At 61.9% G+C, this 26,201-nt stretch carries 23 protein-coding genes and 7 tRNA genes; 20 read left to right on the forward strand and 10 right to left on the reverse strand.

The window, feature by feature from the left end; genetic code table 11:
- The first annotated feature begins 99 nt into the window (after nucleotides 1-99).
- The 7 genes from pgsA (at nucleotide 100) to ACQ4WZ_RS04590 (ending at nucleotide 1,587) form a co-directional block, all read left to right on the forward strand.
- Nucleotides 100-684 (forward strand): CDP-diacylglycerol--glycerol-3-phosphate 3-phosphatidyltransferase, encoded by a 585-nt coding sequence (gene pgsA / locus ACQ4WZ_RS04560; protein WP_101481959.1) that lies wholly within the window; start codon nucleotides 100-102, stop codon nucleotides 682-684.
- Between the two features lie 105 nt (nucleotides 685-789).
- Nucleotides 790-865, forward strand: a tRNA-Gly gene (locus tag ACQ4WZ_RS04565).
- Nucleotides 866-957: 92 nt separating this feature from the next.
- Nucleotides 958-1,033: transfer RNA gene (locus ACQ4WZ_RS04570), tRNA-Gly, on the forward strand.
- Nucleotides 1,034-1,104: 71 nt separating this feature from the next.
- Nucleotides 1,105-1,180, forward strand: a tRNA-Gly gene (locus ACQ4WZ_RS04575).
- Between the two features lie 56 nt (nucleotides 1,181-1,236).
- Nucleotides 1,237-1,312 (forward strand) — tRNA-Gly (locus ACQ4WZ_RS04580).
- A gap of 83 nt (nucleotides 1,313-1,395) precedes the next feature.
- Nucleotides 1,396-1,471, forward strand: a tRNA-Gly gene (locus tag ACQ4WZ_RS04585).
- Nucleotides 1,472-1,513: 42 nt separating this feature from the next.
- Nucleotides 1,514-1,587 (forward strand) — tRNA-Cys (locus ACQ4WZ_RS04590).
- Between the two features lie 30 nt (nucleotides 1,588-1,617).
- Here the strand turns inward: ACQ4WZ_RS04590 and ACQ4WZ_RS04595 are convergent.
- The gene (locus ACQ4WZ_RS04595; RefSeq protein WP_436572669.1) at nucleotides 1,618-1,866 is read right to left on the reverse strand and encodes a hypothetical protein; all 249 of its coding nucleotides are present in this window, start codon (nucleotides 1,864-1,866) and stop codon (nucleotides 1,618-1,620) included.
- On the opposite strand from ACQ4WZ_RS04595, the gene ACQ4WZ_RS04600 reads away from it, so the two are divergent.
- Together ACQ4WZ_RS04600 and ACQ4WZ_RS04605 are read left to right on the forward strand one after the other, a co-directional pair.
- Nucleotides 1,856-3,343, forward strand: a complete 1,488-nt coding sequence (locus ACQ4WZ_RS04600) for a SulP family inorganic anion transporter (RefSeq protein WP_133990302.1) — start codon at nucleotides 1,856-1,858, stop codon at nucleotides 3,341-3,343. The genes ACQ4WZ_RS04595 and ACQ4WZ_RS04600 overlap by 11 nt on opposite strands.
- A 70-nt stretch (nucleotides 3,344-3,413) precedes the next feature.
- A complete protein-coding gene (locus ACQ4WZ_RS04605) occupies nucleotides 3,414-3,866 on the forward strand; it encodes a hypothetical protein (RefSeq protein WP_101481956.1) in 453 nt (150 codons plus the stop codon).
- Nucleotides 3,867-3,920: 54 nt separating this feature from the next.
- Here the strand turns inward: ACQ4WZ_RS04605 and ACQ4WZ_RS04610 are convergent, their stop codons facing one another.
- Nucleotides 3,921-5,630 (reverse strand): methyl-accepting chemotaxis protein, encoded by a 1,710-nt coding sequence (locus tag ACQ4WZ_RS04610; protein WP_101481955.1) that lies wholly within the window; start codon nucleotides 5,628-5,630, stop codon nucleotides 3,921-3,923.
- Between the two features lie 381 nt (nucleotides 5,631-6,011).
- On the opposite strand from ACQ4WZ_RS04610, the gene ACQ4WZ_RS04615 reads away from it, so the two are divergent.
- From ACQ4WZ_RS04615 to ACQ4WZ_RS04655, 9 genes are all read left to right on the forward strand, one after another.
- Nucleotides 6,012-8,156, forward strand: coding sequence for a TonB-dependent receptor (locus ACQ4WZ_RS04615; RefSeq protein WP_436572670.1), 2,145 nt, complete (start codon nucleotides 6,012-6,014; stop codon nucleotides 8,154-8,156).
- Between the two features lie 310 nt (nucleotides 8,157-8,466).
- On the forward strand, nucleotides 8,467-11,538 hold the full coding sequence (gene fdnG, locus ACQ4WZ_RS04620) for a formate dehydrogenase-N subunit alpha (RefSeq protein WP_436572671.1): 3,072 nt from the start codon (nucleotides 8,467-8,469) through the stop codon (nucleotides 11,536-11,538).
- A gap of 13 nt (nucleotides 11,539-11,551) precedes the next feature.
- Nucleotides 11,552-12,475: a formate dehydrogenase subunit beta gene (gene fdxH, locus ACQ4WZ_RS04625; protein ID WP_101481952.1), complete on the forward strand. Its 924-nt coding sequence runs from the start codon at nucleotides 11,552-11,554 to the stop codon at nucleotides 12,473-12,475.
- A complete protein-coding gene (locus ACQ4WZ_RS04630; RefSeq protein ID WP_436572672.1) occupies nucleotides 12,462-13,133 on the forward strand; it encodes a formate dehydrogenase subunit gamma in 672 nt (223 codons plus the stop codon). The genes fdxH and ACQ4WZ_RS04630 overlap by 14 nt, the downstream gene beginning before the upstream one ends.
- A gap of 139 nt (nucleotides 13,134-13,272) precedes the next feature.
- Entirely contained in the window at nucleotides 13,273-14,328 is a 1,056-nt protein-coding gene (gene fdhE, locus ACQ4WZ_RS04635; protein WP_133990314.1) for a formate dehydrogenase accessory protein FdhE, read from the forward strand.
- Nucleotides 14,325-15,734, forward strand: a complete 1,410-nt coding sequence (selA, locus tag ACQ4WZ_RS04640; protein ID WP_436572673.1) for an L-seryl-tRNA(Sec) selenium transferase — start codon at nucleotides 14,325-14,327, stop codon at nucleotides 15,732-15,734. The genes fdhE and selA overlap by 4 nt, the downstream gene beginning before the upstream one ends.
- Complete coding sequence (gene selB, locus ACQ4WZ_RS04645) at nucleotides 15,731-17,686, forward strand: selenocysteine-specific translation elongation factor (protein ID WP_133990318.1); 1,956 nt, start codon at nucleotides 15,731-15,733, stop codon at nucleotides 17,684-17,686. The genes selA and selB overlap by 4 nt, the downstream gene beginning before the upstream one ends.
- A 12-nt stretch (nucleotides 17,687-17,698) precedes the next feature.
- Nucleotides 17,699-17,794, forward strand: a tRNA-Sec gene (locus ACQ4WZ_RS04650).
- 157 nt (nucleotides 17,795-17,951) lie between these two features.
- Entirely contained in the window at nucleotides 17,952-18,665 is a 714-nt protein-coding gene (locus ACQ4WZ_RS04655) for a substrate-binding periplasmic protein (RefSeq protein ID WP_436572674.1), read from the forward strand.
- Between the two features lies 1 nt (nucleotide 18,666).
- Here the strand turns inward: ACQ4WZ_RS04655 and ACQ4WZ_RS04660 are convergent, their stop codons facing one another.
- From ACQ4WZ_RS04660 to fur, 7 genes are all read right to left on the reverse strand, one after another.
- Nucleotides 18,667-19,407: a GGDEF domain-containing protein gene (locus tag ACQ4WZ_RS04660; protein ID WP_133990320.1), complete on the reverse strand. Its 741-nt coding sequence runs from the start codon at nucleotides 19,405-19,407 to the stop codon at nucleotides 18,667-18,669.
- Between the two features lie 3 nt (nucleotides 19,408-19,410).
- Nucleotides 19,411-19,809: a DUF1987 domain-containing protein gene (locus tag ACQ4WZ_RS04665; RefSeq protein ID WP_133990322.1), complete on the reverse strand. Its 399-nt coding sequence runs from the start codon at nucleotides 19,807-19,809 to the stop codon at nucleotides 19,411-19,413.
- Between the two features lie 22 nt (nucleotides 19,810-19,831).
- Nucleotides 19,832-20,389 carry a SiaB family protein kinase gene (locus ACQ4WZ_RS04670; protein ID WP_101481945.1) on the reverse strand — a complete coding sequence of 186 codons (558 nt, stop codon included), beginning with the start codon at nucleotides 20,387-20,389 and terminating at the stop codon, nucleotides 19,832-19,834.
- Between the two features lie 64 nt (nucleotides 20,390-20,453).
- Nucleotides 20,454-21,668 (reverse strand): SpoIIE family protein phosphatase, encoded by a 1,215-nt coding sequence (locus tag ACQ4WZ_RS04675; protein ID WP_436572675.1) that lies wholly within the window; start codon nucleotides 21,666-21,668, stop codon nucleotides 20,454-20,456.
- Between the two features lie 172 nt (nucleotides 21,669-21,840).
- On the reverse strand, nucleotides 21,841-22,419 hold the full coding sequence (locus ACQ4WZ_RS04680; RefSeq protein WP_133990326.1) for an NAD(P)H-dependent oxidoreductase: 579 nt from the start codon (nucleotides 22,417-22,419) through the stop codon (nucleotides 21,841-21,843).
- 59 nt (nucleotides 22,420-22,478) lie between these two features.
- Nucleotides 22,479-22,844, reverse strand: coding sequence for a MerR family transcriptional regulator (locus ACQ4WZ_RS04685; RefSeq protein WP_133990328.1), 366 nt, complete (start codon nucleotides 22,842-22,844; stop codon nucleotides 22,479-22,481).
- Nucleotides 22,845-22,915: 71 nt separating this feature from the next.
- Nucleotides 22,916-23,353, reverse strand: a complete 438-nt coding sequence (gene fur / locus ACQ4WZ_RS04690; RefSeq protein WP_101481942.1) for a ferric iron uptake transcriptional regulator — start codon at nucleotides 23,351-23,353, stop codon at nucleotides 22,916-22,918.
- Between the two features lie 251 nt (nucleotides 23,354-23,604).
- Between fur and ACQ4WZ_RS04695 the strand changes: the two genes are divergently transcribed.
- The gene (locus tag ACQ4WZ_RS04695) at nucleotides 23,605-24,501 is read left to right on the forward strand and encodes a LysR family transcriptional regulator (protein ID WP_101481941.1); all 897 of its coding nucleotides are present in this window, start codon (nucleotides 23,605-23,607) and stop codon (nucleotides 24,499-24,501) included.
- Between the two features lie 161 nt (nucleotides 24,502-24,662).
- Nucleotides 24,663-25,280, forward strand: coding sequence for an OmpW/AlkL family protein (locus ACQ4WZ_RS04700; RefSeq protein WP_101481940.1), 618 nt, complete (start codon nucleotides 24,663-24,665; stop codon nucleotides 25,278-25,280).
- Nucleotides 25,281-25,360: 80 nt separating this feature from the next.
- Here the strand turns inward: ACQ4WZ_RS04700 and ACQ4WZ_RS04705 are convergent, their stop codons facing one another.
- Complete coding sequence (locus tag ACQ4WZ_RS04705; protein ID WP_436572676.1) at nucleotides 25,361-26,188, reverse strand: MetQ/NlpA family ABC transporter substrate-binding protein; 828 nt, start codon at nucleotides 26,186-26,188, stop codon at nucleotides 25,361-25,363.
- Between the last annotated feature and the right edge of the window lie 13 nt (nucleotides 26,189-26,201).

Below are 26,201 nucleotides of genomic sequence, written 5' to 3' on the forward strand. Positions count from 1 at the left end.
GCAAGCGGACTAGGCTAATACCCCCGGGCCATGTAGACTAGTGGCGCTTTCTTCACGCTTTCTTCATGTTCAATTTACCCGTCGGCCGATTGCTTCCTTATGCCTTTTAATATTCCCATCCTTTTGACCTGGCTGCGCGTGGCCCTGATTCCACTCGTCGTCGGCGTGTTTTATCTGCCGCCGTCCATGCTGCTGCATGGCGACCAGAACCTGGTTGCCACCCTGGTCTTCATTGTTGCCGCCGTGACCGACTGGTTCGATGGTTTCCTCGCGCGGCGCTGGAACCAGACCTCGGCCTTTGGCGCCTTCCTCGACCCGGTCGCCGACAAGCTGATGGTGGCGGGCGCCTTGCTGGTGCTGGTGCAGCTGGACCGTGTCAATGCCGTGCTGGCCTTCATCATCATCGGCCGCGAAATCACCATTTCCGCATTGCGCGAATGGATGGCGCAGATCGGCGCATCGAAATCGGTGGCAGTCAGCTCGATCGGCAAGATCAAAACGGCCGCGCAAATGACGGCCATCCCCTTGCTGCTCTACCACGATGTGATCTTTGGCGCGATCGATACCCATGTGTGGGGCGAAAAACTGCTGTGGATCGCCTGCGTGCTGACGGTATGGTCGATGTTCTATTACCTGCGCCTGGCATGGCCTCTCATCAAGGAAAAAGCGGGGAATTTGCACTAAGAACAGGCAGGCGGCTGTTTTGTGCGGAATATTTTGCAAAAGACCAGATATTGCCCGTTGACAGCCCCTGTAATCCCTCTATAATGCTGGCCTGTTGTTGATGACGCGGGAGTAGCTCAGTTGGTAGAGCGCAACCTTGCCAAGGTTGAGGTCGAGAGTTCGAGACTCTTCTCCCGCTCCAGTTTTCTGGATCGTGTCATAGGTAAAAACAGCAACTGCAGTAAAAAGTAGTACTGGCGATGTAGTAGAGCTTCTGATACAATGTTGTCCACTGCGGGAGTAGCTCAGTTGGTAGAGCGCAACCTTGCCAAGGTTGAGGTCGAGAGTTCGAGACTCTTCTCCCGCTCCAGTGAATGCTGGATCAGCAGTAAAGCAGCACTGGTAAACGGTAGTAAAAAGCAGTAAAATAGTGGTTCGTATGCGGGAGTAGCTCAGTTGGTAGAGCGCAACCTTGCCAAGGTTGAGGTCGAGAGTTCGAGACTCTTCTCCCGCTCCAGCGCAAGCTGGAAGCAGTACAGCAAGATGGCAGTAGCAGAAAATAGAAGCTCCAATGCGGGAGTAGCTCAGTTGGTAGAGCGCAACCTTGCCAAGGTTGAGGTCGAGAGTTCGAGACTCTTCTCCCGCTCCAGAATTCTAAAGGGAAGCTAAGCTGGCTTCCTTTTTTTATCCGCCGCAGTACGCGGCGTGATTAGGCTGTAACCAAGCTCCAATGCGGGAGTAGCTCAGTTGGTAGAGCGCAACCTTGCCAAGGTTGAGGTCGAGAGTTCGAGACTCTTCTCCCGCTCCAGTTATCAAGGTGGGCCGCAAGGCGCATCCAAGCAGTTCCTCTGGCGAGGTAGCAAAGAGGTTATGCAGCGGCCTGCAAAGCCGTTTAGACGGGTTCGATTCCCGTCCTCGCCTCCAGATGAAAAAAATAGCCCGCTTTCGAGTGGGCTATTTTTTTGTCCATATTTTTGCCGGTTGCGCATCTTGTATAATGCCGGCAAGCTCAGCCGCGCCGCCTGGCGCCTTGATGAAACTTCCCCTTTCCGCCATACCGATGTAGTCACTGACGACTTTCCTGCTCCAATCGACCTCAGCGCAGCTTTTCTGTGACGCCCGCTGGCATGGCTGCGCCTGTTTATTGCCCATCAGGCCCGCATTTTCCTGTTCCGACTTTGGATACGCATCAATGATCAACACAACTTTTCGCGATGAGTGGTACTCGAACGTAGCAAAAAATATCCTGGCTGGCCTGACCACCTCCTTCGCGCTGGTGCCCGAGTGCATCGCCTTCGCCCTGGTGGCGCAGTTGAACCCCTTGATGGGCCTGTATGGCGCTTTCATCATTTGTGCATGCACGGCGATCTTTGGCGGACGTCCCGGTATGATTTCGGGCGCCGCCGGTTCCATGGCCGTGGTGATCGTGGCGCTGGTGGCGCAGCACGGTGTGCAGTATCTGCTGGCGACCGTGGTGCTGAGTGGCATTTTGATGGCCATGTTCGGTATCTTGCGCCTGGGTAAGCTGATCCGCATGGTGCCCCATCCCGTGATGCTGGGCTTTGTGAATGGTCTGGCCATCGTCATCGCCCTGGCGCAACTGGAGCATTTCCGCCAAGCCACGCCGCAAGGTGAAAGCTGGCTGCAAGGCACGCCCTTGCTCGTGATGGGTGGGCTGGTGGCCCTGACCATGGCCATCGTCTACGTGCTGCCGCGCATCACGAAGGTCGTGCCGCCAGCACTGGTGGCCATCCTGGGCGTGGGCGTGCTCAGCCATGTCTTGCACTTGCCCACGCGCACCCTGGGCGACCTCGCGCATATCGCCGGCGGCTTGCCAGCCCTGCATTTCCCCACCGTGCCGCTGGACATGGGCACTTTGCACATCATTTTTCCGTATGCGGCGCTGATGGCCATGGTGGGGCTGCTGGAAACCTTGCTCACATTTAATCTCACAGATGAGATAACGGAAACGCGGGGGCAGCCGAACCGCGAATGCATCGCGCTCGGTGCCTCGAACGTCGTCTCGGGCCTGTTTGGCGGCATGGGCGGCTGCGCCATGATCGGGCAGACGATGATCAATTTGAGTTCCGGCGGCCGCTCGCGCCTGTCGGGCGTGACGGCCGGCGTGATGATTCTGCTGTTCATCCTGTTCCTCTCGCCGCTGATCGAGCGCATACCGCTGGCCGCCCTGGTGGGCGTGATGTTCGTGGTGGCCCAGCAGACGTTTGCCTGGGGTTCCTTGCGCGTGCTGGGCAAGGTGCCGTTGCAGGATGCGCTGGTGATCGTTGCCGTGACGGTGATCACGGTATTCACCGACCTGGCGATGGCCGTGCTGTGCGGCATCGTCATCGCCGCCTTGAATTTTGCCTGGCAACATGCGCGCGACATGCGCGCTGACATCGATGACAAGACTCCGGGCGTGCGCGTGTACGTGCCGCACGGCACCCTGTTTTTCGCTTCGGCCACGCACTTCCAGGAACTGTTCCAGCCGACCGCCGATCCGGCCTGCGTCATCCTCGATTGCCGCTACATGCATATGGCCGATCACTCGGCCATCGCCGCCATTGAAGCCTTGTATGAGCGCTATGACAAGGCGGGCAAGCACCTGCAGGTGATGCATTTGTCCGCCCGCAACCAGGTCCTGCTGCAACGCGCTGGCGTGGTGGTGAGCGTGGCGTAAAATATGGGAAGGTTGGATCCGCGCCGTTTCTCGACAATGGGCGGAATTGTAGAATGTCTGTGGAGTGTGAATGCTGTCGAACGAACAAGAACAATTATTGCAACAAAGCCAAGCGGGTTTCGACGCTTACTATGACGCGCTGGGTACGTCGCTGGTGAACTTTGTCGAGCGCCTGGGCATCCAGCCCGCGCACGAAGTGTTGACGAACGCGGCCGAATACCTGCCGTACATCGATGCTGCCATGCGCACCATCGTTATCCGAGACGAGAGCTGGCAATGGGTGAAAACCATGCTCGGCTACTTTATCGGCGAATACTTTGTGCAGGGTCATGCGGGCTGCTGGTATGTGGAAACGCGGGCCGAATCGCCGCATTTCTGCCGCTATATGGTGGGCGGCTTCGAGCATGGCCTGCCGCTGGACGCGGCCATCGATCCGGAAGCGCTGGCGCTGGCATTCCTGGGACAATCCGCGCCGCGCGAACTGGCGAAACTCATCGAAGATGCGCAAACCAGGCTGTGCTGATGCCTGGCTGTTTGGCATGCGTAGCAGTGGCTGCCACGCATTGATCGTCACACTTTAAAACTCTTCCCATTCGCCTTGGGCAGGGCTTGTTGCCTTGCTGCTGGCGCGCGTTGCGGGCAGGCGCAGGGCAGGGGCCTTGCGGGCAGGCGCGGCCGGGGTTGCTGGAGCTGTCGGCGCGCTGCGCTGCGCCGCTGTCACGCTGAAACGGTCGGTCGCCGCCGCGCTGGCATCCAGTCGGAAGACGCTGACCACCTGCGCCAGTTCGCTCGCCTGTTCCTGCATCGCTTCGGCTGCGGCCGAGGCTTCTTCCACCAGGGCTGCATTTTGCTGCGTCACCTGGTCCATTTCGGAAATGGCCTGGTTGACTTGCTCGATGCCTGCGCTCTGTTCTTCGCTGGCGTTGCTGATCTCGCTCATGATGGAGGTGACGAAGCCGATGCTTTGCACGATTTCTTCCATCGTCTTGCCGGCCTTGTCGACCAAGTCCGTGCCCACCTCGACCTTTTGCACGGAGTCGTCGATCAAGCCCTTGATTTCTTTTGCCGCCGCTGCCGAGCGCTGCGCCAGGTTGCGCACTTCCGTGGCCACCACGGCAAAGCCGCGTCCCTGTTCCCCGGCGCGTGCCGCTTCCACGGCCGCGTTCAGGGCAAGGATGTTGGTCTGGAAGGCGATGCCGTCGATGACAGAGATAATATCGACGATTTTCTTCGACGAGGTGTTGATCTCACCCATGGTGGCCACCACTTCGGCTACCACGGCGCCGCCGCGGCTGGCGATGCCGGCTGCGTCGCCCGCCAGTTTGTTTGCCTGGCGCGCATTGTCCGCATTCTGCTTCACGGTCGAGGTCAGCTCTTCCATCGACGAGGCCGTTTCTTCCAGCGAACTGGCTTGCTGTTCCGTGCGCGACGACAGGTCCTGGTTGCCTGCGGCGATTTCCGCTGAGGCCGTGGCGATGGTGTCGGTGCCGCTGCGCACCTGGCCCACGATGCCGACCAGGCTGTCGTTCATGGTTTTCAGGGCGTGCATCAGCTGGCCCGTTTCATCGCGGCCCTGGGCCGTGATGGTGCTGCTCAGGTCGCCCGCTGCCACGGTTTCCGCCACTTTCACGGCATCGCGGATGGGACCTGTGATCGAGCGCGTGATCCACCACGCGAAACCGATGCCCATCAGCACGGCCAGCACGCCCATGGTGATCAGGAAGATGCGGGTGCTGCTGTAAGCCTCGATGATGCTGGCACCTACGCCGTCGGCAGCCTTGATCTGCATGCCGGCAAAGCGCTTCACTTCGGCCAGGTAGGCCGTGGTGATTGGCGTGACTTCCTTCTCGAATACTTCCTTGGCGCCCGCCACGTCGCCGTCGGCCTTCATCTTGAAGGCGCGTGCGCGCGTCGTCACATAATCGGTGCGTACCTTGCGCACGACCTTGAATTGCTCGATCACGGCCGGGTTGAGCAGCGACGCGATGATGTCGTCCTGCAGCTTGCTGGAACGCTCCGCATCGACTTTCAAGTCTTCCTCGATCTTGGCGCGCACGATGGGATCGGTGATTTCAAACGAGGCCACGCCGCGCACGCTGTTCAGTTCAATGATCTTCGACCATTCGGCCACCATACGCTGGTTCTTGATGCTGGTATTGATGAGGCGGTAAGTCAGGTCACTGGCCGTTTGCATGCGCACGAGGGCGGTGATGGTCAAGGCGGCAAGCAACAGCAATACGACAGCAAAGCCGACGCCAAGGCGGCTGCCGATGTTCAGGTTTTTCATGTAATTCCTAGCAGTTTAATAGTCATGATCGCCGCCGCCAGCAGGGGCGGACAGGCGCCGCAAGGCGCAGGGGATCGGGGTCTTCGGGTGCCGCGTGCATGCGTTGCGGCGCGCCGCGCAGTGCGCGGCGTTGGAGGTGAAGCAAGGGGTGTGGCGGCGTGGGAATCCGCTAACCAGCAAGCGCAAGTATAGCATTGACGCACGGAAATAGTTTTCCAAAGCAATTTTAATTACTTTTTGATATTAATTTATTGTTGCTTTTTTACATCAAGTACCTAGTCCATAAGTACTATCACTTACATCCCGCCTTACTTTTCGCTGTGTCTGCTGGTAAAATACTAATGATAATCATTCGTATTAAATAATCGACCAGGGAGTTGTATGCAGCGCAAGCCAGGATGTAAACCGATTACCATCGCCGTACTGGGCGCCTTGACCTTGGGCGCCGTGCCACTGGCGGCATGGGCGCAGGAAAGCTTGCCCGCCGTCACCGTGACGGCATCGAAGGACAAGGATGGCTATGTCGCCGGCACGTCCGCCAGCGGCACCAAGACGGAAATGGCCCTGCGCGATGTGCCGCAGACGATCAACGTGGTGCCGGCCGCGGTCATCCGCGACCAGAACGCCATGTCGATCCAGGACATCATGAAGAACATTCCTGGCGTGGGCTTGTCCACGGGAGACGGCCAGCGTGACCAGGTGTTTATCCGCGGCTTCACGGCCATCGGCGACCAGTTTGTCGACGGCTTCCGCGATGACGCCCTGTATTTCCGCGACCTGTCGAATGTGGAACGGCTGGAAGTGATCAAGGGGCCGGCCGCCGTCCTGTACGGCCGCGGTTCCTCGGGTGGCCTGGTCAACCGCATCTCCAAAAAACCGGGCGTGGATATCACGGACCTGGCCCTGAGCTTGACGAATACAAAAGGGCGCCGCGGCGAAGTCGACGTGGGCCGCGTTGGCGAGACGGTGGACTGGCGTTTTACTGGCGCGCGTGAATTGTCGGACAGCTACCGCGACCAGCAATTCATCAATCGCACGGCGCTGGCGCCATCGGTGGCCATCCGCCTCTCTGGCGCGACCAGGCTGCTGCTGCAGGGCGACTACCTGGAAGACCGTCGCCTGACAGACTTCGGCATCCCGTCCTGGCATGGCCGCCCGGTGGCTGTTGATGCGAGCACTTACTACGGCGCCGCCAACGCCCGGGATAGCGATTTCAGCCAGTCGCGCGTGGTCTCCACGGCCGCCACTCTGACGCACAAGTTCAGCGAGTCCTTGTCGCTGCGCAATGCCTTCCGCTATTACGATTACCACCTGGACCGCAACAACACGAATATTTCCGGCAACGTCAACGAAGTCAAAGGCACGATGAACTTCGGCCACGCCAAGCTGAACCGCGACGAGAGCGGCTGGTTCAACCAGACGGAACTGACGCAAAAACTGGTCACCGGCAGCCTGCGCCATGAAGTGCTGTACGGCGCCGAGTTTGGCAAGCAAAACAAGGATGCCAACAGCTGGGCCTCGACCGTGGTGGCGACGAATGTATCGATCTTCAACCCTGTGCTGCCGCAGGTCGACCGCAGCAAGCTGGGCGCGCGCAGCGATACTTTCGGTACCTACGATACGGCCGCCGCCTACGTGCAGGATGCCATCAGCTTCAGCGACGAGTGGAAGGCGCTGGCCGGTTTGCGCTATGACAGCTATCAGCAGCAGTCGCGCCTGGCCAATGCGGCTGGCGTGACGACGGCGAAGCTGTCGCGCACGGATGCGGCCTACAGCCCCCGCGCCGGCCTCGTCTGGCAACCGGGCAGCACGCAATCGTACTATGCGTCGTGGAGCCGCTCGTTCCAGCCCAGCGGCGAGAACTTCGCTCTGGCCGCCAACAATGCCGACCTGGCGCCGGAAACCACGCGCAACACGGAAGTGGGCGCCAAGTACGAGCTGTGGGGTGGCCGCGCCAACGCCACTGTGTCGCTGTTCCGCCTGGAACGCGACAATATCAAGACCAGCGACCCCATCACGAACCGCATCGTACCTGTCGGCGCGCAGCGCACGGACGGCCTGGAGCTGACTTTGAATGCCGACCTGCATGATGGCTGGAAGATGGTGGCCGGCTATGCCTACCTGGACGCCACCATCACGGATTCCATCGCCGTCGACAAGAGCGTCAACGTAGCGGGCACAACGACGGCCAGTTCCGTCGCCATCAAGGGCAAGCGCGCCACGTTGACGGCGCGCAATACGGCCAACCTGTGGCTGACGAAAGACCTGGGCCATGGCTACACCGTGGGCGGAGGCATGAATGCCGTCGGCAGCCGCTTCGCCAATCCGGGCAATACGGTGGTATTGCCTGGCTACGTGACGGCCGACGCCATGGCCGCCTACCGCACGGGGCGCTATGAAGTGCAGCTGAACGTCAACAATATCGGCGACACGCGCTACATCGTTTCCGGTCACGGTTCCAGCCCTAACCTGAGCTTGCCGGGCGCGCCGCGCACTGTGGCGCTGACCTTGCGCTACAGCCTGTAAGCAGGCTGTCATTCGCCGCACCCCGAAAAACCCGCTTGCGAGCGGGTTTTTTCATGCCTGGATAGCGATATGCAAGTGCACAGCACGGCTGCCAGGCCGGTAACGGCAGGTTGGCATTGTTTAGAAGAACTGTTCGGTTCCTATAAAATATTGTTGACTAAGTGCAATTTTTTCCGGCGCTCTGAGCCTTGACGGAGTTTGAGGGGTAAAATGGTGTCATACGGCACAGTCATGGTGCTTATATCTTCGTGATATGAGACCACGACGACGTTGTATGACTCTTATTTACTCACATCATAGAGGCCTGAATATGGTTCAGATGTCCAGGCGCCAGTTCCTTCGGGTAACTGGCGCGACCATTGCTGGTTCCAGCCTCGCCCTGCTCGGTTTCGCACCGGGCCAGGCGATGGCGGAAGTGCGGCAATACAAGCTGTCTCGCACGACCGAGACACGTAATACCTGTCCTTACTGTTCGGTAGGATGTGGCGTCCTGCTGTATGGTCTGGGCGACGGCGCGAAAAATGCCGTCTCCAGCATCATCCACGTGGAAGGCGATGCCGATCACCCGGTGAACCGCGGCACGCTGTGCCCGAAAGGCGCCAGCCTGGTCGACTTCATCCACAGCCCGAACCGCCTGAAAGTGCCCGAATACCGCGCACCGGGCGGCACGGAATGGCAGCCGATCTCCTGGGATGTGGCGCTCGACAAGATCGCGCGCCTGATGAAGGATGACCGTGATGCCAACCTGATCGAAAAGAATGCCGACGGCAAGACCGTCAACCGCTGGCTCTCCACCGGCATGCTTGCCGCGTCCGCCGGCAGCAACGAGGTCGGTTACCTGACCCACAAGACAGTGCGCAGCATGGGGATGCTGACCTTTGATAATCAGGCGCGTGTATGACACGGACCGACGGTGGCAGGTCTTGCCCCGACGTTTGGCCGTGGCGCGATGACGAATCATTGGGTCGATATCAAGAATGCCGATGTGATTTTGGTCATGGGCGGCAATGCAGCAGAAGCACATCCTTGCGGATTCAAATGGGTAACGGAAGCGAAGGCGCATAACAAGGCCAAGCTGATCGTTGTCGATCCGCGTTTTACCCGTACCGCATCCGTGGCAGATTACTACTGCGCCACGCGTACCGGCACGGACATCGTCTTCCTCGGCGCGATCATCAATTATCTGCTGACGAACGACAAGATCCAGCATGAGTACGTGCGCAACTACACGGACATGCCCTTCATCGTGCGCGAAGACTATGCGTTCGAGGATGGCCTGTTCTCGGGTTTCGACAAGGAAAAAGGCAAGTACACCAACAAGGCCACCTGGGATTACGAGATCGGCGACGATGGTTATGCCAAGGTCGACCCGACCCTGGAACACCCGCGCTGCGTCTACCAGATGATGAAGAAGCACTACGCACGTTACACGACCGAGATGGTCGAGCGTACGTGCGGCGTGTCGGCCGACAAGTTCCACAAGGTGGCTGAAGCCATGGCTTCGACTGCCGTGCCGGGACGCGCCGGCACCATCCTGTACGCACTGGGCTGGACGCACCACTCGACGGGCGCGCAAACCATCCGTACGGGCGCCATGGTGCAGCTGTTGCTGGGCAATATGGGTATCGCTGGCGGCGGCATGAACGCCTTGCGCGGCCACTCGAATATCCAGGGCTTGACCGACCTGGGCCTGATGTCCAACCTGTTGCCAGGTTATATGACCTTGCCCAACGAGGGCGAGCAGGATTTCGATGCGTACATCGCCGCACGCGCCACCAAGCCGCTGCGGCCGAACCAGCTCAGCTACTGGAGCAATTACCGCAAATTCCACGTCAGCTTCATGAAGACGTGGTGGGGTGATTTCGCCACGGCCGAAAACAATTACGCCTTCGACTACCTGCCGAAACTCGACAAGCCGTATGACTTGATGCAAGCCATCGAGAACATGCACCAAGGCAAGATGACGGGTTATATCTGCCAGGGCTTCAATGTGCTGGCGTCCGCGCCGAACAAGCAGAAGGTCACGGAAGCGCTGTCGAAGCTGAAGTTCCTCGTCATCATGGACCCGCTGGCCGTGGAAACGGGCGAATTCTGGAAGCCGCACGGGCAATACCACGAAGTCGATCCCACCAAGATCATGACGGAAGTGTTCCGCTTGCCGACCAGCTGCTTCGCCGAAGAACGCGGTTCGCTGGTGAGCTCTTCGCGGGTCTTGCAATGGCACTGGCAGGCGGCCGAACCGCCGGGCCAGGCGCGCAGCGACCTGGAGATCATGTCGGGCCTGTTCTTGCGCATGCGTAGCATGTACAAGAAAGAGGGCGGCAAGTTCCCCGATCCTATCGTCAACCTGACGTGGAATTATGCGCAGCCGCATAACCCGCAGCCGGAAGAAATCGCCCGCGAATTCAACGGCCGTGCACTGGCTGACTTGTACGATCCGAAGGACGCGACCAAGTTGCTGGTGAAAAAGGGCGAGCAGCTGGCCTCGTTTGCGCAACTGCGCGACGATGGCACCACCACCAGCGGTTGCTGGATCTTCGCCGGCAGCTGGACGCAGGCGGGCAACCAGATGGGACGGCGCGACAATAGCGACCCGACGGGCATCGGCCAGACTTTGGGCTGGGCTTGGGCGTGGCCGGCCAACCGCCGCGTGCTGTACAACCGTGCCTCGTGCGACTTGAAGGGCAAGCCTTTCGACCCGACCCGCAAGTTGATCGAGTGGAATGGCACGAACTGGAGCGGGGCCGATATTCCCGACTTCAAGGTCGACGAGCCGCCGGAAAATGGCATGGGCCCGTTCATCATGCTGGGCGAGGGCGTGGCGCGCTTCTTTGCGCGTGGCGCCATGGCCGAAGGGCCGTTCCCCGAGCATTACGAGCCGTTCGAAAATCCGCTGGGTTACAACCCCATGCATCCGAAAAACCCGCAGGCGACCAGCAATCCGGCCGCGCGCGTGTTCGCCGATGACCGGAAAATGTTCGGCACGCACGAGGAATATCCGCATGTGGCCACCAGCTACCGCCTGACCGAGCATTTCCATTACTGGACCAAGCATGCGCGCCTGAACGCCATTATCCAGCCGCAGCAATTCGTTGAAATCGGCGAAGAGCTGGCCAAGAGCATCGGCGTCGTTGCCGGCGGTGAAGTGCGCGTCAGTTCCAAGCGGGGCCACATCATCGCCAAGGCCGTCGTCACCAAGCGCATCAAGGCGTTGATGATCGAGGGCAAGCAGGTGCATACCGTGGGCCTGCCGCTGCACTGGGGCTTCACGGGCGTGGCCAAGCCGGGGTATCTGATCAATACCCTGACGCCGGGCGTGGGGGATGCGAATTCGCAAACGCCGGAATTCAAGTCCTTCCTGGTGAAGGTGGAAAAAGCATGATGGGAGCTCAATAATGGCACTGCAATCCTTAGATATCCGGCGCCTGTCGGCTACCACGGTGACGCCACCGCAAGCGCGCAGCCCGGTGACGGGCACCGTGGCCAAGCTGATCGATGTGTCGAAATGCATCGGCTGCAAGGCTTGCCAGACGGCGTGCATGGAATGGAACGACTTGCGCGATGAAGTCGGCGAAAACCATGGCACCTATGACAATCCGACGGACTTGACGCCGCAATCGTGGACGGTGATGCGTTTTGCCGAACACGAAAACAACGACGGCAACCTCGAGTGGCTGATCCGCAAGGATGGCTGCATGCACTGCGAGGACCCGGGCTGCCTGAAGGCTTGCCCGGCGCCGGGCGCCATCGTGCAATACACGAATGGCATTGTCGATTTCCACCAGGAAAACTGCATCGGTTGCGGCTACTGCGTGGCTGGCTGTCCTTTCGACGTGCCCCGCATTTCGAAAAAGGACGACCGCGCCTACAAGTGCACGCTCTGCTCGGACCGCGTGGCCGTGGGCCAGGAACCGGCCTGCGTGAAAACCTGTCCGACGGGCGCCATTGTTTTCGGCACCAAGGAAGACATGAAGGTGCATGCGGAAGAGCGCATCGTTGACCTGAAGTCGCGCGGTTTCGAAAACGCGGGCCTGTACGATCCGCTGGGCGTGGGCGGCACGCACGTGATGTACGTGCTGCACCATGCCGACAAGCCGAAGCTGTATTCGAACTTGCCGGAACGCCCGCGCATCAGCCCGATGGTGGGCTTCTGGAAGGGCTGGTCCAAGCCGCTGGCCGTGGCCGGCATGGCTGCCACGGCGCTGGCAGGCTTCTTCCATTACACGCGTGTCGGTCCGAACGAAGTGAGCAAGGACGAAGAGCGCGAAGCGCTGGAAGAGGCCAAGCGCATCCGGGAGGAAGACCATGAGCCACAATGACCTGCATGATGGAAAGCGGTACGACAAGGATGGCAACCCGCTGATTCAGCGCTACGATCCGAACGAGCGCACGAACCATTGGGTGACCGCCATCACCTTCGTCATGCTGGCCCTGTCCGGCCTGGCCATGTTCCATCCCTCGATGGCGTGGCTGGCGAACCTGTTTGGTGGCGGGCAATGGACGCGCATCCTGCATCCGTTTGCCGGCCTGGTGATGTTCGTCTCGTTCGCGATCCTGGTGGTGCGTTTCTGGCACCACAACAAGTTCGAGGACGGCGACAAGCAGTGGCTGAAACAGATGGACGACGTGCTCAACAACCGCGAGGAAAAGCTTCCGAAGATCGGCAAATACAATGCCGGCCAGAAGATCCTGTTTTTCGTGCTGCTGGCAACCATGATTGGCCTGTTGCTGTCTGGCATCGTGATCTGGCGCGCGTATTTTGCGTTCTACTTCCCGATCGACGTGGTGCGTTTTGCCGCCTTGTTGCATGCCGGTTGTGCTTTTGCCATCATCTGCGCCATCATCGTGCATATCTATGCGGCGCTGTGGGTCAAGGGCTCGATCGGCGCCATGGTGCGCGGTACCGTCACCTATGGCTGGGCGCGCAAGCACCATCCGAAGTGGTTTGAGGCTGTCATTCGCAACAGCAAAGACTGACGGTTTTTTGCTTAATTAGCCCAAGTGCAAGAGCTGGGGTCAGACCCGACGGGTCTGACCCCGGTTTTCCTTTGCGGCTTGCGCTGCACCATATCGATTAGAATACTTTACAGCCCCCTTTTTTGATGGGAAAACTCCATTGGTACAACGCATTCTTCAGCCAGGCGAAATCGAAGGCCTGGACCACAACGCGATTCCGCGCCTGCTGCTGCCGCAGCCTGACAGCCTGTTCAAGGCGCGCGCCTTGCGCTTGCGCGAACTGGCGCAAGGCAAGATCAAGGGCATCCCCGTGGACGCGGGCATGCAGGGCTACCTGGTGCTGATGGCCGCGCTGGCCGATGCGCAGGCCGCCGTGGTGGGGAAACTGGCGCCCGGCGCCGTGCCTGCCGCCGACCCCGACGCGCTGCGCCGCGCGATGCAGCACCGCATGCCGGTGCTGCCCGTGAATGGCGCCCGTCCGCCCGTCTGGCGCGACATCTTTGCCAGCCTGCTCGATGAACTGGCCGCCACGGCAGCCAGCCAGCCGGCATTATCGGGCGGCCTGACCCAGGTGCTGGCGCAGTTGCGCGCGCTCGACGCGCCAGCGCTGGATGCCTGCGCCGATGCCGTGCTCGATGAAAACGGCGACAACCTGAACCCCATGCACGCGCCGTTCGTCGCGGCCGCGCTGCAGATCCTGTGGTCGGTGTCGGCCAGCGAACTGCGCGCCGCGCGCGTGCCGGACCTGGAAACGGGCACACTGTGCCCCGTCTGCGGTTCGCACCCCGTCGCCAGCGTAATCCGCATCGGCGGCCAGTCCCAGGGCTACCGCTACCTGCACTGCGGCATCTGCGAAAGCGAATGGCATATGGTGCGCGTGAAGTGCTCCACCTGCGAACAGAATGGCAAGATCGCCTACCAGGGCCTGGACGCGGCCGACGCAAAGCCGTTCGACCCCGTGACGGCGAAGGACGACAAATTACCCAACAAAGCGAATGATCCTAAAAAAGTGGCGCGCGCGGAAACCTGCGACGATTGCCATACTTATCGCAAGGTCTTCAACCAGGAACACGATTACAACGTCGAGCCGCTGGCCGACGACCTGGCCAGCCTGATGCTTGACCTGCTGGTGGGCGAAGCGGGCTACCAGCGCGCCAGCGGCAATCCGCTGCTGTGGCTGGGGAAGAACGACAGCAGCGAGGACCCGCAGCCATGACGACGGGGCAAACCGTGCGCCTGCCGTCGGTCGACCGCATCCTGGGCGACGCGGCTTGCCTCGCCCTGATTGCGCACTACGGCCGCGCGCAAACATTGGCCTGCGCGCGCGCCGTGCTGGCGGAACTGCGCGCGGCCATGCTGGCCGGTGCAGTCTGCGAAGAGGGCGCATCGCTTGCTGCCATCGTCGGGCAAATGGCCGAGCGGCTGCAGGCCCGATCGCGCTCGCAGCTGCGCGCGGTGTTCAACCTGACGGGCACCGTGCTGCATACGAATCTGGGCCGCGCGCTGCTGCCCGACGCCGCCGTGCAAGCCGTGGTGGAAGCGCTGCAGTGGCCGATGAACCTGGAGTTCGACCTGGAAACGGGCAAGCGCGGCGACCGCGACGACCTGGTCGAGGAATTGCTGCGCGAACTGACGGGAGCAGAAGCGGCTACCATCGTCAACAACAATGCGGCCGCCGTGCTGCTGATGCTCAATACCCTGGCGCAGAATAAAGAGGTCGTCGTCTCGCGCGGCGAACTGGTGGAAATCGGCGGCGCCTTCCGCATCCCCGACGTGATGACGCGCGCGGGCGCCGTGCTGCGCGAAGTGGGCAGCACCAACCGCACCCACCTGGCCGATTACGCCAATGGCGTGAATGAGGACACGGCCCTCTTGATGAAGGTCCATTGCAGCAATTACGCGATCACCGGTTTCACGAAAAGCGTGGAACTCGACGAACTCGTACCGCTGGCATCCAAACACGGTGTGCCGACGGCCGTGGACCTGGGCAGCGGCACCCTGGTCGACCTGGCGCAATACGGCCTGCCACATGAAACGACGGTGCGCGAGACGATAGCAGCGGGCGCCGACCTGGTGACCTTCAGCGGCGATAAATTGCTGGGCGGGCCCCAATGCGGCGTCATCGTCGGACGCGCCGACCTGATCGCGAAAATCAAGCGCAACCCCCTGAAACGCGCGCTGCGTGTGGGCAAACTGACCCTGGCCGCATTGGCCCCGGTGCTGCAGCTGTACCGCGCGCCGGACTTGCTGGCCGAACGCCTGACCACCTTGCGCCTGCTGACGCGCCCCGCGGCCGCCATGCGCGCGCAAGCCGAGCTGCTGCTGCCGCAGTTGCAAAGCGTGCTCGGTGCTGCCTACGTGGTCACCTCCGAAGCCATGAAAAGCCAGATCGGCAGCGGCGCCTTGCCCGTCGACCAGCTGCCCAGCTTTGGCCTGGCCATCCGCTGCGCCCCCGGCTCGCGCCTGAGCAATCCATTGGGAATGCTGGAGCAGCGCCTGCGCGCCTTGCCGTGCCCCGTCATCGGGCGCATCGGCCAGGAAGCGCTGTGGCTGGACCTGCGCTGCCTGGAAGCGGCGCACGAGACGGCCTTCATCGCGCAGCTCGACGAGTTGTCCGCATGATCGTCGGTACCGCAGGCCATATCGACCATGGCAAGACGACGCTCACGCGGGCCCTGACGGGCGTGCACACGGACCGCCTGAAGGAAGAGCAGGCGCGCGGCATCTCGATTGAACTCGGTTATGCCTATCTGCCGCTGGCGGACGGCACGGTGCTGGGCGTGATCGACGTGCCCGGCCACGAAAAATTCATCCGCACCATGGCTTCCGGCGTGACGGGCATCGACTTTGCCCTGCTGGTGGTGGCGGCCGACGATGGCATCATGCCGCAGACGCACGAGCACCTGGCCATCCTGCAGCTGCTGGGCGTGACGCGGGGCGCCGTGGCGCTGACCAAGATCGACCGCGCCGACAGCGCCCGCGTGGCGCAGGTGGAAGCGGAGATCGAGGCGCTGCTGGCCGGCACGCCATTGGTGGGCAGCCCGATTTTCCCCACGGCCGCCAGCCGGGACAACGATGCCGGCGTGGCCGCCTTGCTGGCGCACTTGACGCAAGTGTCGCGCAGCCTGCCGCAGCGCGATGAACGACGTTTGTTCCGCCTGGGCGTGGACCGCGTGTTTACCTTGTCGGGACAGGGCACCATCGTCACCGGCACGGCGCTGGCCGGCATGGCCAGGGTGGGGGACACCCTGCAGCTGGCACCCGGCGGCGCAAGCGCGCGCGTGCGCAGCATCCATGCGCAAAACCGCGCAGCCGAGACGGGCATGGCGGGCCAGCGCCTGGCGCTGAACCTGGCCGGCATCGACCGCGAACGCATCGAACGGGGCAACTGGATCGTCGCGCCGGAACTGGCGCAATGCTCGGAGCGTATCGACGTGGAACTGACTTTGCTGCCCGACGCCGGCGTGCAATTGAAAGCCTGGTCGCCGCTGCACGTGCATCTGGGCGCAGCGCACCAACTGGCGCGCGCCGTCATGCTCGATGGCGAGACGCTGTCGCCGGGGCAGACGGGGAGAGTGCAGCTGGTGTTCGACGCCCCCATGCACGGCGTGCCGGGCGACCGTTTCGTCGTGCGCAATGCGCAAGCGACGCAGACGGTGGGCGGCGGCATGGTGCTCGACCCGTTCGGCCCCGCGCGCAAGCGGCGCAGCCCGGCCAGGCTTGCCTGGCTCGATGCCCTCGCTGCCTTTGTCGCGCAGGGCGACTATGCGGCGCTGCTGGCGCAAAGCCCGCTGGGCTTGCGCGAGTCGCTGCTGGTGCGCCTGTCGCTGCTGCCGGCGAACGCCATCGCGCTGCCGGCCGATACGCGGCGCATCGCCCTGCGCGGTGGCGATGCCCTGCTGCTGGCGCCGGCGGCGCAGGCCGCGCTGGAAGAGCGCGTGCTGGCCGCCCTGGCGGTGTTCCACGCGCGCGCACCCGATGAAGCGGGGCCGGAACTGTGGCGCCTGAAGCGCATCGTCGACGCGGAGATGGAAGACGCCTTGTGGAGCCATCTGGTCGAAGGCTTGCTGGCGCGCGGCGAGCTGCAGGCGCGCGGCGCCAGCCTGCATCTGCCGACGCACAGCGTGGAACTGACGCCGCAGGAGCAAACGGTGGCCGAGCCCTTGCTGGCGGCTTTGCTGCAGGGGCGCTTCGAGCCGGCGTGGACGCGCGACCTGGCGCGCGACTTCGGCCTGGCCGAGGACGAAACGCGCAAGCTACTTCGTAAACTTGCCAAGGCAGGGCAGATCAGTCAGGTGGTGCACGACCTGTTTTATCACCAGGCGGCGCTTGCCGAGCTGGCGCAACTGGTGCGGGAATTGGCGCAAGGGGCGGAAGAGGGTGGCGGCTTGCCGGCCGGCAGTGGCGCCGTCGGGGCGGCGACCTTCCGCGACGCCAGCGGCCTGGGCCGCAAGCGTGCGATCCAGGTCTTGGAATTCTTTGACCGCGTCGGTTATACTCGCCGTGTTGGCAATGGGCATCTATTGCGCCCGCAAGCGCTGTGGTCCTATAGTGCAGCCTTGCCCAACAGCTAGCTCAGGCACCGCGGAAAGCACACTCATCCGGTGATGTGGCCGGGCTTCAAACCCGGTGGAGGGCGTCAGACGTTCTCCCGTAGGTTCGACTCCTACTGTTTTCCGCCAGTTATTCTTCCCTTTTTCCCCTGCACAGTGATCGTCCCGGCGTTGGCCTGTTGCCACATTGCGGAAAATGAATGGTGTAATTGGCAATATGCAGCGATGCTGACGCGGGCCGATGGTAACATCGGCGGAAATCCCCCTGTAGCAGATGAAAGCAAGCATGAAACAAGCAAGCATGGCACGGCTGCTGGCAGTGGCGCTGCTGATGCCGGCGCTGGCCGCGGCGGCTGGCCTGCGCATCGTTGGCGAGCACTTGCCGCCATCGAGCATGATGGAAGGCAATGTCGTTGTCGGACGCGAAACCACGAAGGTGCGCGACATCATGGCGCGCGCCGGCATCGCCCACAGTATCGAATTACTGCCGTGGAAGCGCGCGTATGCGCAGGCGCTGCGCGAAACCGACACCTGCATCTTTTCCACCACCCGCACGCAAGAGCGCGAAGCGCAATTTCGCTGGATCGGCCCCCTCAACGAAGCAGAGTGGATACTGTATGGCCTGGCCGAGCGGCATCTGACGCTGCGCACGCTAGCCGATGCGCGCGGCCTGGTGATCGGTACGGTGCTGGGCGACGCGCGCGACGACTACCTGCGCCAGCATGGCCTGAGCGTGGCGCCCGTGACGCAGGAGTGGCTCAATCCGCAAAAACTGTTGCTTGGGCGCATAGATCTGTGGGCCGTGGGCATGGCGGTGGGCAGCAAGCCGTTTGTCGGCAAGGAGTGGGAGGGCAAGGTGGAACCGCTGCTGACCTTTAATCGCGTGCAGACTTACCTGGCCTGCAATCTCAAGGTGCCCGAGGCGCAGGTGGCTGCCATGCAGCGCGCCGCTGCCGCCATGCGCCGCGACGGCAGCATGGCGCGCGAGCCTGGCCGCTGATTCAGCTTTCCAGCCACTGGCGCACGCAGTTGCGTCCTTCGCGCTTGGCCTGGTACAGGGCCTGGTCCGCATGGCTGTAGGCCGTCTCGAAGGCTGTTCCGGCGCGGTTCCAGCTCAGGCCCACGCTGACGGTGATGGCCCGAGTGATGGGCGCCGCATGTCGCTGGCGGCCGACGCTCTCGCAGATGCGCTGCGCCACTGTCGCCGCGTCGTCGCGCGAAGAGGTGGGCCAGACCACGGAAAATTCTTCACCGCCGACCCGGCCGATGGCCGTTTCCTGTCCTAGCAAGCCTTTCAGGCAGTCGACCACGGCCTGGATCACGCCGTCGCCGGCCGGGTGGCCGAAATCGTCGTTGACCTGCTTGAACAGGTCGATGTCGAGCACGATCAGGGCCATGTCGCCCTGCGCCAGGCAGCGCGAGGCATGCTCGATCACGGCGCCGCGGTTCAGGGCGCCCGTCAGCGGGTCGTGCGTAGCGCGATATTCGAGCTGGCCGGCCAGGGTCTGCAATTGCCGGTTCAGCAAATGCATGTCGCGCTCGGCGCGGTCGCTGCGGCCGATCAGGCGCCGCGTCTCGCGCATCAGCCGTTCGTAGTGATTGATCAGTTCACCGAGCACGCGGCGCTGCGCCTCGCCGCTGGCATGGACGTCGGCGTGCATGTGACGCGCGGCAGCAAGCGCCGCCGCTTCCACGGTGAACAGGTCGGGTTCCAGGGCGGACTCGGAGATGGCGGCGTGCATGCTCTAGCTGCCTTGCACGGGATGGTCGTGGAAGTCGAGGGCCGTAAAGTCCTGCTGCAGCTCCTGGCCAAATTCCAGGATCGTGTCATCGTCTTCATCGTGATACCAGTTCAGGCGCACTTGATTGCCCTCCATTGCTGCCTGGTTCAGGATGTCGAACAGGGTAAACAGCATCTTCGTGCTGGAGCTGTTGAAGTAGGCCAGCGAGACGTTGACGGTGATGGCGCTCTCGTGGCAGCCGTCCAGGTAGGCGCGCACGGCGGCGATCAACGGGCCATAGAAGGCGGCCGCGTTTTCCGGATATGACTCGCCCTTGATTGACAGGGTGTGCTGCTCGAAACGGAAGTCGATTTCGGGCGAACTCGGGGTCGCGGCGATGAACAGTGGTGACGGTAATTGCATATGCTTTCCTGAGTCGGCTCTTTCAAATGATGGCTTTGATGCAGAAGATGGTGTGCCCCGGCTCCTGGGGATCCTGGACGAATTCGAATTCCAGCGGCTCGCTGGCATCGCGCGCCATGGTGAGGAAACCCAGGCCAGCGCCCTTGCTGTCGGACGGTGCTTCCTCGCGCAGGGCCTTCTTGTAGGCGAGGCGGATTTCTTCCATCGTCATGCTGTGCAGCGGCTCCAGGCGGGTGCGGATCTGCGCCACGTTGTCCGTCGAGACGGGGTTGGCGCACAGCAGAAAAAAGCTGTCGCCGCGCGTGCCGATGCAAAACGAGCCGCGCCGCATCTGCTGGTCCAGCTGCGCATCGGGCGTCAGGCTGTCCGCCGAATAGTGCATGATGTTTTGCGACATCTCGATGAACGAGGAAAAGATGCGCCGCCGCGTCGGCCCGGCCGCGCCGGCCGTGTCGAGGCGCGCCTTGATGGTTTCGGAAATGGCGCTCACCACGTGCTGCGAGAAATAGCCCACGTAAAAAAAGATGATGTTGCGCTTGCGCGCCACATCCCAAAACTCGTTGAATTCTTCGTACAGCACGTCCGTGCTCCTGGCTAGCCGGTGACCCGGTTTCTTGTTGATAAAGTGGTTCGAGGGCGCCCAACTACAGGCGGAAACAGAAAAAGGTCAGGTCGTCGCGGCGCGGCTGTTTGCCTTGCCAGGCGACGCTGTCCAGCAGCAGCGCCGCCGCCGCCTCGCTGGCGGGCGCGTCGCGCTGCGCCAGCAGCTGCTCTCGCATGCGCCGCTTGCCATAGGCGATGTCGCGCGCGCCGCCGATCTGGTCGAGCAAGCCGTCGGTAGTGATGAACAGCAGGCTGCCGGCGGGGATGGCTAGCGTCTCGTTGTGCCAGCAGTAGCTGGCGGGCGTATCGACATAGCCCACGCCCATGCGCGCGCCATCGATGGCGCGCACGGCCTCTTCGCCGGGCGCCACCACGTGCAGCGCCAGTTTCGCCCCCGCGAAACGCAGGCTGGCGCTGGCGTCGTCGTAACACAAGAAGGCGCAATCCATGCCGTCGTTCGAACCGGCGTGGCCAGCGTTGTCGCTGCCGGCGCCGTCCTGGCCCAGCAAGGTCTTGATGGCGCGGCTGACGGTGCCGATCAGGGCGGCAGGATCGCGCGGCCCCAGTTCGCGCAAGGCCTGGCTCAGGGCCGACGAGGCGATCAGGGTCATGAATGCGCCCGGCACGCCATGGCCCGTGCAGTCGGCGATGGCGGCAAACCAGCCGCCTGCGTGGCGTTCGAAGAAGTAGAAATCGCCGCCGACGACGTCGCGCGGCTGCCATTCCAGGTGGGCGTCGGGCAGGGTGGCGCGCAATTGCGCATCGGAGGTGCGCAGCAGGGCGCGTTGGATCACGCTGGCGTAATCGATGCTGTGCATGATTTGCCGGTTCTTTTCGGCCTGCATGGTGGCCACCACGTTCATCAGCTGCAAGCCGAAGCCCACGCCGGCCAGCGCGCCATCCTCGGTGATGATGAAGCCATCGGCCAGCGCTTTTTCGCCCGCTTCCACGGCACGGAAGGTGAGGTCCTCGATGCTCATGGCGCCATCGACGATCAGCGGTTCCTTGTCCATGAAGGCGATGCAGCTTTTCTTGCCGTACACCTCGTGATAGAAGGGCTTGGACATCTGCGACATGAAGATGTTGCGGCTGATCAAGCCGATGGGCTTCTGCTGCTCCGTAACTGGCAGGCTCATCATGTCTCGCCGTTCCGTGAACAGCTCCAGCACGGCGAAATTGCTGGCGTCGGCCTGCACTGATTCCGTGGGAATGCACAGATCAGCCGCCACGGAGGTGCGATAACGGGGAAGATGCAATCGAGAAGCGTTGAACTCCACAGCGGCTACCTTTACATGACAATCGGACCCTTGTTGTCGCGACGGCAAGGCGACTGACAAACAGGCAATATCATTATGGTAGCCTTTGAATGTGACGGCTTGATTACCAGCTTGTCAAAACCGTATGCAAGATGGCTGCATGGCAAGCAACTTACAGGCGCCGGGCCAGCACCTGCGCCTGTGCCAGCCAGCGCGCCCGCTGCGGCTCGGTGGAATTCAAGATAGGGCCGAAGCTTGCCACCTTGACGGGCTTGACGCCGCAAAATTCCAGGGTCGTCTTGCGCAGCTGGTGGATGCCGGGCATGTGGTAGACCCAGCGGAAATACCAGGGCGGCGTATCCATCGTCACCAGCAGCTGGGCCGTGCGGCCCTTCAGCAGCTGGGCCGGGAAAGCCTTGCCCGGGCGGTATTTGAAGGCAAAGCCGGGCAGGAAGACGCGGTCGACAAACCCCTTCAGCAGGGCCGGCGCGCCGCCCCACCAGATGGGGTAGGCGAACACCAGGTGTTCGGCCCAGCTGATGGCTTCCTGCGCCGCCAGCAAGTCCGCTTCCAGCGGCTGCATCTGGCGGTAGCCTTCGTGCAGGATGGGATCGAAGTCCAGCTGGCCCAGGCGCAGTTCGCGCACGCTGTGACCTGCAGTGCGGGCCGTGGCGGCGTAGGCCTCGGCCAGGGCGGCGCAGAAACTGTCGCTGGACGGGTGGCCGAGGAGAATGAGAATGCGTTTGGTCATGATGCAGGCTTTCCGTAAAAGAACAGCTTGCATGCTAAAGCCTGCCCCTAGTGGCAGAGTCAAGCGGCCGCTGGAAGGTGCTGGCGTGCCAGGCAGTCGCTGATTTCCGTGTCGATATCGGCCAGCTGCGCGTCGAGCTGGCGCAGGCGGGCGATATCCTGCTGTATCTGTGCGCGCTTGGCGGCGATGTGGCGCGACAGGGCGGCCCAGTCCGTGTTGTCGCCGGCCAGGATGGGCAGCAGCTCGGCCAGGCGGAATCCCAGGGCCTGCGCCTGGCGTATGAGCCTGACTTGCGCCAGGTCTTGCTTCGTGTAGACGCGGTAGGCGCCGGAACGGCGCACGTCGCCCAGCAAGCCCAGCGTTTCATAGTGGCGCAAGGCCTTGGGCGAGGTGCCCGCCAGGCGGGCGATTTCTCCGATGTACATGCGTGTCCTTTGTCGAGCTTGCGCGCAGTGTAGCGCAGGCAAGGTGCCGAGCGCTATGCTGCGCGCTGGCCTCAGGCCCGGCGTGGCGGAATTTTCTTCGCCGTGCACTCGGCGCAGGTGCCGTACAGCGACAGCGCGTGCTCGTGCAGCACGAAGCCCCGCTCGGTGGCGATTTCATTCTGGCGCAGTTCGATGCCTTCATCGACAAATTCATCGACCTTGCCACAACCCGTGCAAACCAGGTGGTCGTGGTGCTGGCCTTCATTGAGTTCGAAGACGGCATGGCCCGATTCGAAATGCCGGCGAAACAGGATGCCCGCTTCGGCAAACTGCATCAGCACGCGGTAGATGGTGGCCAGGCCGACGTCGATCTTTTCGGCCAGCAAGAGTTTGTAGACATCGTCCGCACTCAGGTGCTTGATGCCTCCTTCTTGAAACAGCTGCAGAATCCGCAAGCGGGGGATAGTCACTTTCAAGCCCGAATCACGCAGTTCCCTCAAAATATCCATGTCTCCCATTCCTTTTATGATCGCCGGAGCGCACGCCCCAGCGTGAATCTGCATTATATCGCAAATGATAATCATTACCATTCTCATGTGCGAACTGGGGATAGTATGCGGTGCAGTCAGCTGGGAAGCCAGTGACCTCGGCGCAAGTGACGATTGCTTGGCGGGCAACTGATACCAGAGTGTTCGTTCAATATGGAAAAGTGGCGCTCAAATCGATACACTGTGCAGCAGGAAATAATAATGGAGGGGGTGTGGACCGATTTGATGCAATGCGTCTGTTTACCCGCATCGTCGAGCTGCGCAGTTTCACGCAGGCGGCGCATGACCTTGGCTATCCGAAGGCGACCGTCACGCATGCGATCAAGCAACTCGAAGCGCGGCTGGGCGTGCGCCTGCTGCAGCGGACCACGCGGCAGGTGACGCCCACGCCCGATGGCGAGGCGTATTACCAGCGCTGCGTGTGCCTGCTGGCGGACCTGGAAGAAACGGAAGCCGTGTTTTCCTCGGCGCAGAAGCAGCCGGCAGGCAAGTTGCGCATCGACCTGCACGCGACCCTGGCCATGCATTTCGTCCTGCCCGTACTGGACCAGTTTTGCGCCCGCTATCCGCGGATCGAACTGGAAATTGGCATGGGCGACCGCCTCGTCGACCTGGTGCGCGAAGGCGTCGACTGCGTGCTGCGCGTGGGCGAATTGAGCGACTCGTCCATGGTGGCGCGCCGGCTGGCGCTGCTGGAACAGCTGACGTGCGCCAGCCCCGCCTACCTGGCCGCCCACGGTACGCCGGAGAATCTGGCGCAGCTCGATGGCCACCGCGCCGTGAATTTCTTTTCTACCCAGACGGGCAAGGTCTGGCCCTTCGATTTCAAGGTGGCAGGACAGCGGCACAGCGTGGCCTTGCCGGGCACCGTATCGGTCAACAATGCCGACGCGTATCACGCCTGCTGCCGCGCGGGCCTGGGCTTGATCCAGGCACCCCGCTACCACCTGGAGCAGGCGCTGGCAGCTGGCGAGCTGGTGGAAGTGCTGCGGGACTGTCGTCCCGACCCGCTGCCCGTGTCCGTGCTGTACCCCCATCACCGGCAATTGTCGGCGCGCGTGCGCGTGTTTGCCGATTGGGTCGCCAGCCTGTTTGACGGCGTGCATTAATTGGTATGGTCGCGCTGCGCTGCGGCATTTTCTTGACCTGGGCAAAGAAAAAAATCCCTCTAGTGATGCCATCTAGCACTATTTGATGTGGATCAAAGTTTTTGTTGCACTGCACTCTTAGACTTCGCAGCGTTACTTAACGACAAAAAGAGGGAACTAGAATGAAGAAGTCCGCAACTGCAGCAGCAATCGTCCTGGCCGCCATCGGCGCATTCGCCGGCAATGCAATGGCTCAGGAAAGCCCATGGCTGGTGCGCGCGCGCGCCGTGCACATCGATCCGGCCGATAAATCTGCTCCTGTTGGTGGTGTCGGTGCATCCGACCGCTTGCATGTGAGCAGCAAGACGATTCCTGAAATCGATATTTCGTACTTCTTTACCCCGAATATCGCTGCCGAGTTGATCCTGACCTACCCGCAAAAGCATGACGTCAAGCTCGACGGCAACAATATCGGTACCTTCAAACACCTGCCGCCGACCCTGTCGCTGCAATACCACTTCATGCCTGAAAAACAGTTCAGCCCTTACGTGGGTGCCGGCATCAACTACACGAACATTTCGGACGTGAAATTGCTGAACGGCGCCGGCCGCCTGGAGCATGACAGCTGGGGTTACTCGCTGCAAGCCGGTGTCGACTACAAGCTGGACAAGAACTGGTCCCTGAACTTCGACATCAAGAAAGTGCAGATCCGCAGCGACGTCTTCATCGGTGGCGCCAAGGCCAGCGAAGTCAAGGTCGATCCTGTCCTGATCGGTGTAGGCGTCGGTTACCGCTTCTAAGCATGGCATGACAGCGCCTGCGTGGCGCACACAATAAAAAAGGACGGCTTTGCCGTCCTTTTTACATTAGCTGCAGCGGTTTATTTTTTCAGCGTCTTTTCCAGTGCCAGCTGGTAATCCGTCTTTTCGTAGCCGGGCAGGTATTTGTTCGTCGCGTCGAGGAAGGCGCGCGAGCGGTAGGCCGCTTCCAGGTCCTTGACCCATGGCTTGGCTTTGTCGGCCGTGCGGATGGCCACCAGGTTAATGTAGCTGTCCGAGATCTTTTCCACGCTCAGGGCCGACGTCAGCTTCATGCCGGCGGCCAGGGCGAAGTTGCCATTGACGAAGGCGTAGTCGGCGTCCGCCAGCGAACGCGGCAGCTGCGCCGCTTCCAGCGGCACCAGTTTCAGCTTCTTCGGGTTTTCCAGCACGTCGCGCTCGGAAGCGCGCAGCGGATCGACGTTCGGTTTCAGTTTGATCCAGCCCATCTTGGCCAGCATCACGAGCGCGCGCGCCTGGTTGGTCGGATCGTTCGGCATGGTGATGGTGGCGCCGTTCTTCACTTCGGCCAGCGTTTTCTGTTTGCCGCCGTACAGGCCGATCGGCATGGTCGGCACGGTGATGAGGGGGCTCAAGGGCAGCTTGTTGTCGGTGGCGAACTTGGTCAGGTAGACGATGTGCTGGAACACGTTGGCGTCCAGCGAGCCTTCGGCCAGCGCGTAGTTCGGCTGCACGTAGTCGTTGAATTCGACGATCTTGACCTTGTAGCCCTGTTTTTCCAGGATGGGCTTGATGCCCAGCTTCAGCTGGTCGGAATACGGACCGGAGCTGGTGCCGATGACGAGTTCTTTCGGGTCTTTTGCGTGGGCGGCGGTAGCGAAGGCCAGGCTGGTGGCGACCAGGAGCAGGTTGCGGCGAAGTTGGTTCATGTGTGTCCTTGTT

Origin of the sequence: Janthinobacterium darwini (assembly GCF_051380905.1) — a bacterium.
Lineage (GTDB): Bacteria > Pseudomonadota > Gammaproteobacteria > Burkholderiales > Burkholderiaceae_D > Janthinobacterium.

Coding starts and splice junctions, on each gene's coding strand:
- ACQ4WZ_RS04685 (WP_133990328.1), bottom strand. CDS start 22,844: ATGTACATCGGAGAAATCGCCCGCCTGGCGGGCACCTCGCCCAAGGCC.
- ACQ4WZ_RS04655 (WP_436572674.1), top strand. CDS start 17,952: ATGAAACAAGCAAGCATGGCACGGCTGCTGGCAGTGGCGCTGCTGATG.
- ACQ4WZ_RS04630 (WP_436572672.1), top strand. CDS start 12,462: ATGAGCCACAATGACCTGCATGATGGAAAGCGGTACGACAAGGATGGC.
- fur (WP_101481942.1), bottom strand. CDS start 23,353: ATGGATATTTTGAGGGAACTGCGTGATTCGGGCTTGAAAGTGACTATC.
- ACQ4WZ_RS04665 (WP_133990322.1), bottom strand. CDS start 19,809: ATGCAATTACCGTCACCACTGTTCATCGCCGCGACCCCGAGTTCGCCC.
- ACQ4WZ_RS04615 (WP_436572670.1), top strand. CDS start 6,012: ATGCAGCGCAAGCCAGGATGTAAACCGATTACCATCGCCGTACTGGGC.
- ACQ4WZ_RS04605 (WP_101481956.1), top strand. CDS start 3,414: ATGCTGTCGAACGAACAAGAACAATTATTGCAACAAAGCCAAGCGGGT.
- selA (WP_436572673.1), top strand. CDS start 14,325: ATGACGACGGGGCAAACCGTGCGCCTGCCGTCGGTCGACCGCATCCTG.
- ACQ4WZ_RS04600 (WP_133990302.1), top strand. CDS start 1,856: ATGATCAACACAACTTTTCGCGATGAGTGGTACTCGAACGTAGCAAAA.
- selB (WP_133990318.1), top strand. CDS start 15,731: ATGATCGTCGGTACCGCAGGCCATATCGACCATGGCAAGACGACGCTC.
- ACQ4WZ_RS04680 (WP_133990326.1), bottom strand. CDS start 22,419: ATGACCAAACGCATTCTCATTCTCCTCGGCCACCCGTCCAGCGACAGT.
- ACQ4WZ_RS04660 (WP_133990320.1), bottom strand. CDS start 19,407: ATGCACGCCGCCATCTCCGAGTCCGCCCTGGAACCCGACCTGTTCACC.
- ACQ4WZ_RS04705 (WP_436572676.1), bottom strand. CDS start 26,188: ATGAACCAACTTCGCCGCAACCTGCTCCTGGTCGCCACCAGCCTGGCC.
- fdxH (WP_101481952.1), top strand. CDS start 11,552: ATGGCACTGCAATCCTTAGATATCCGGCGCCTGTCGGCTACCACGGTG.
- ACQ4WZ_RS04700 (WP_101481940.1), top strand. CDS start 24,663: ATGAAGAAGTCCGCAACTGCAGCAGCAATCGTCCTGGCCGCCATCGGC.
- pgsA (WP_101481959.1), top strand. CDS start 100: ATGCCTTTTAATATTCCCATCCTTTTGACCTGGCTGCGCGTGGCCCTG.
- ACQ4WZ_RS04610 (WP_101481955.1), bottom strand. CDS start 5,630: ATGAAAAACCTGAACATCGGCAGCCGCCTTGGCGTCGGCTTTGCTGTC.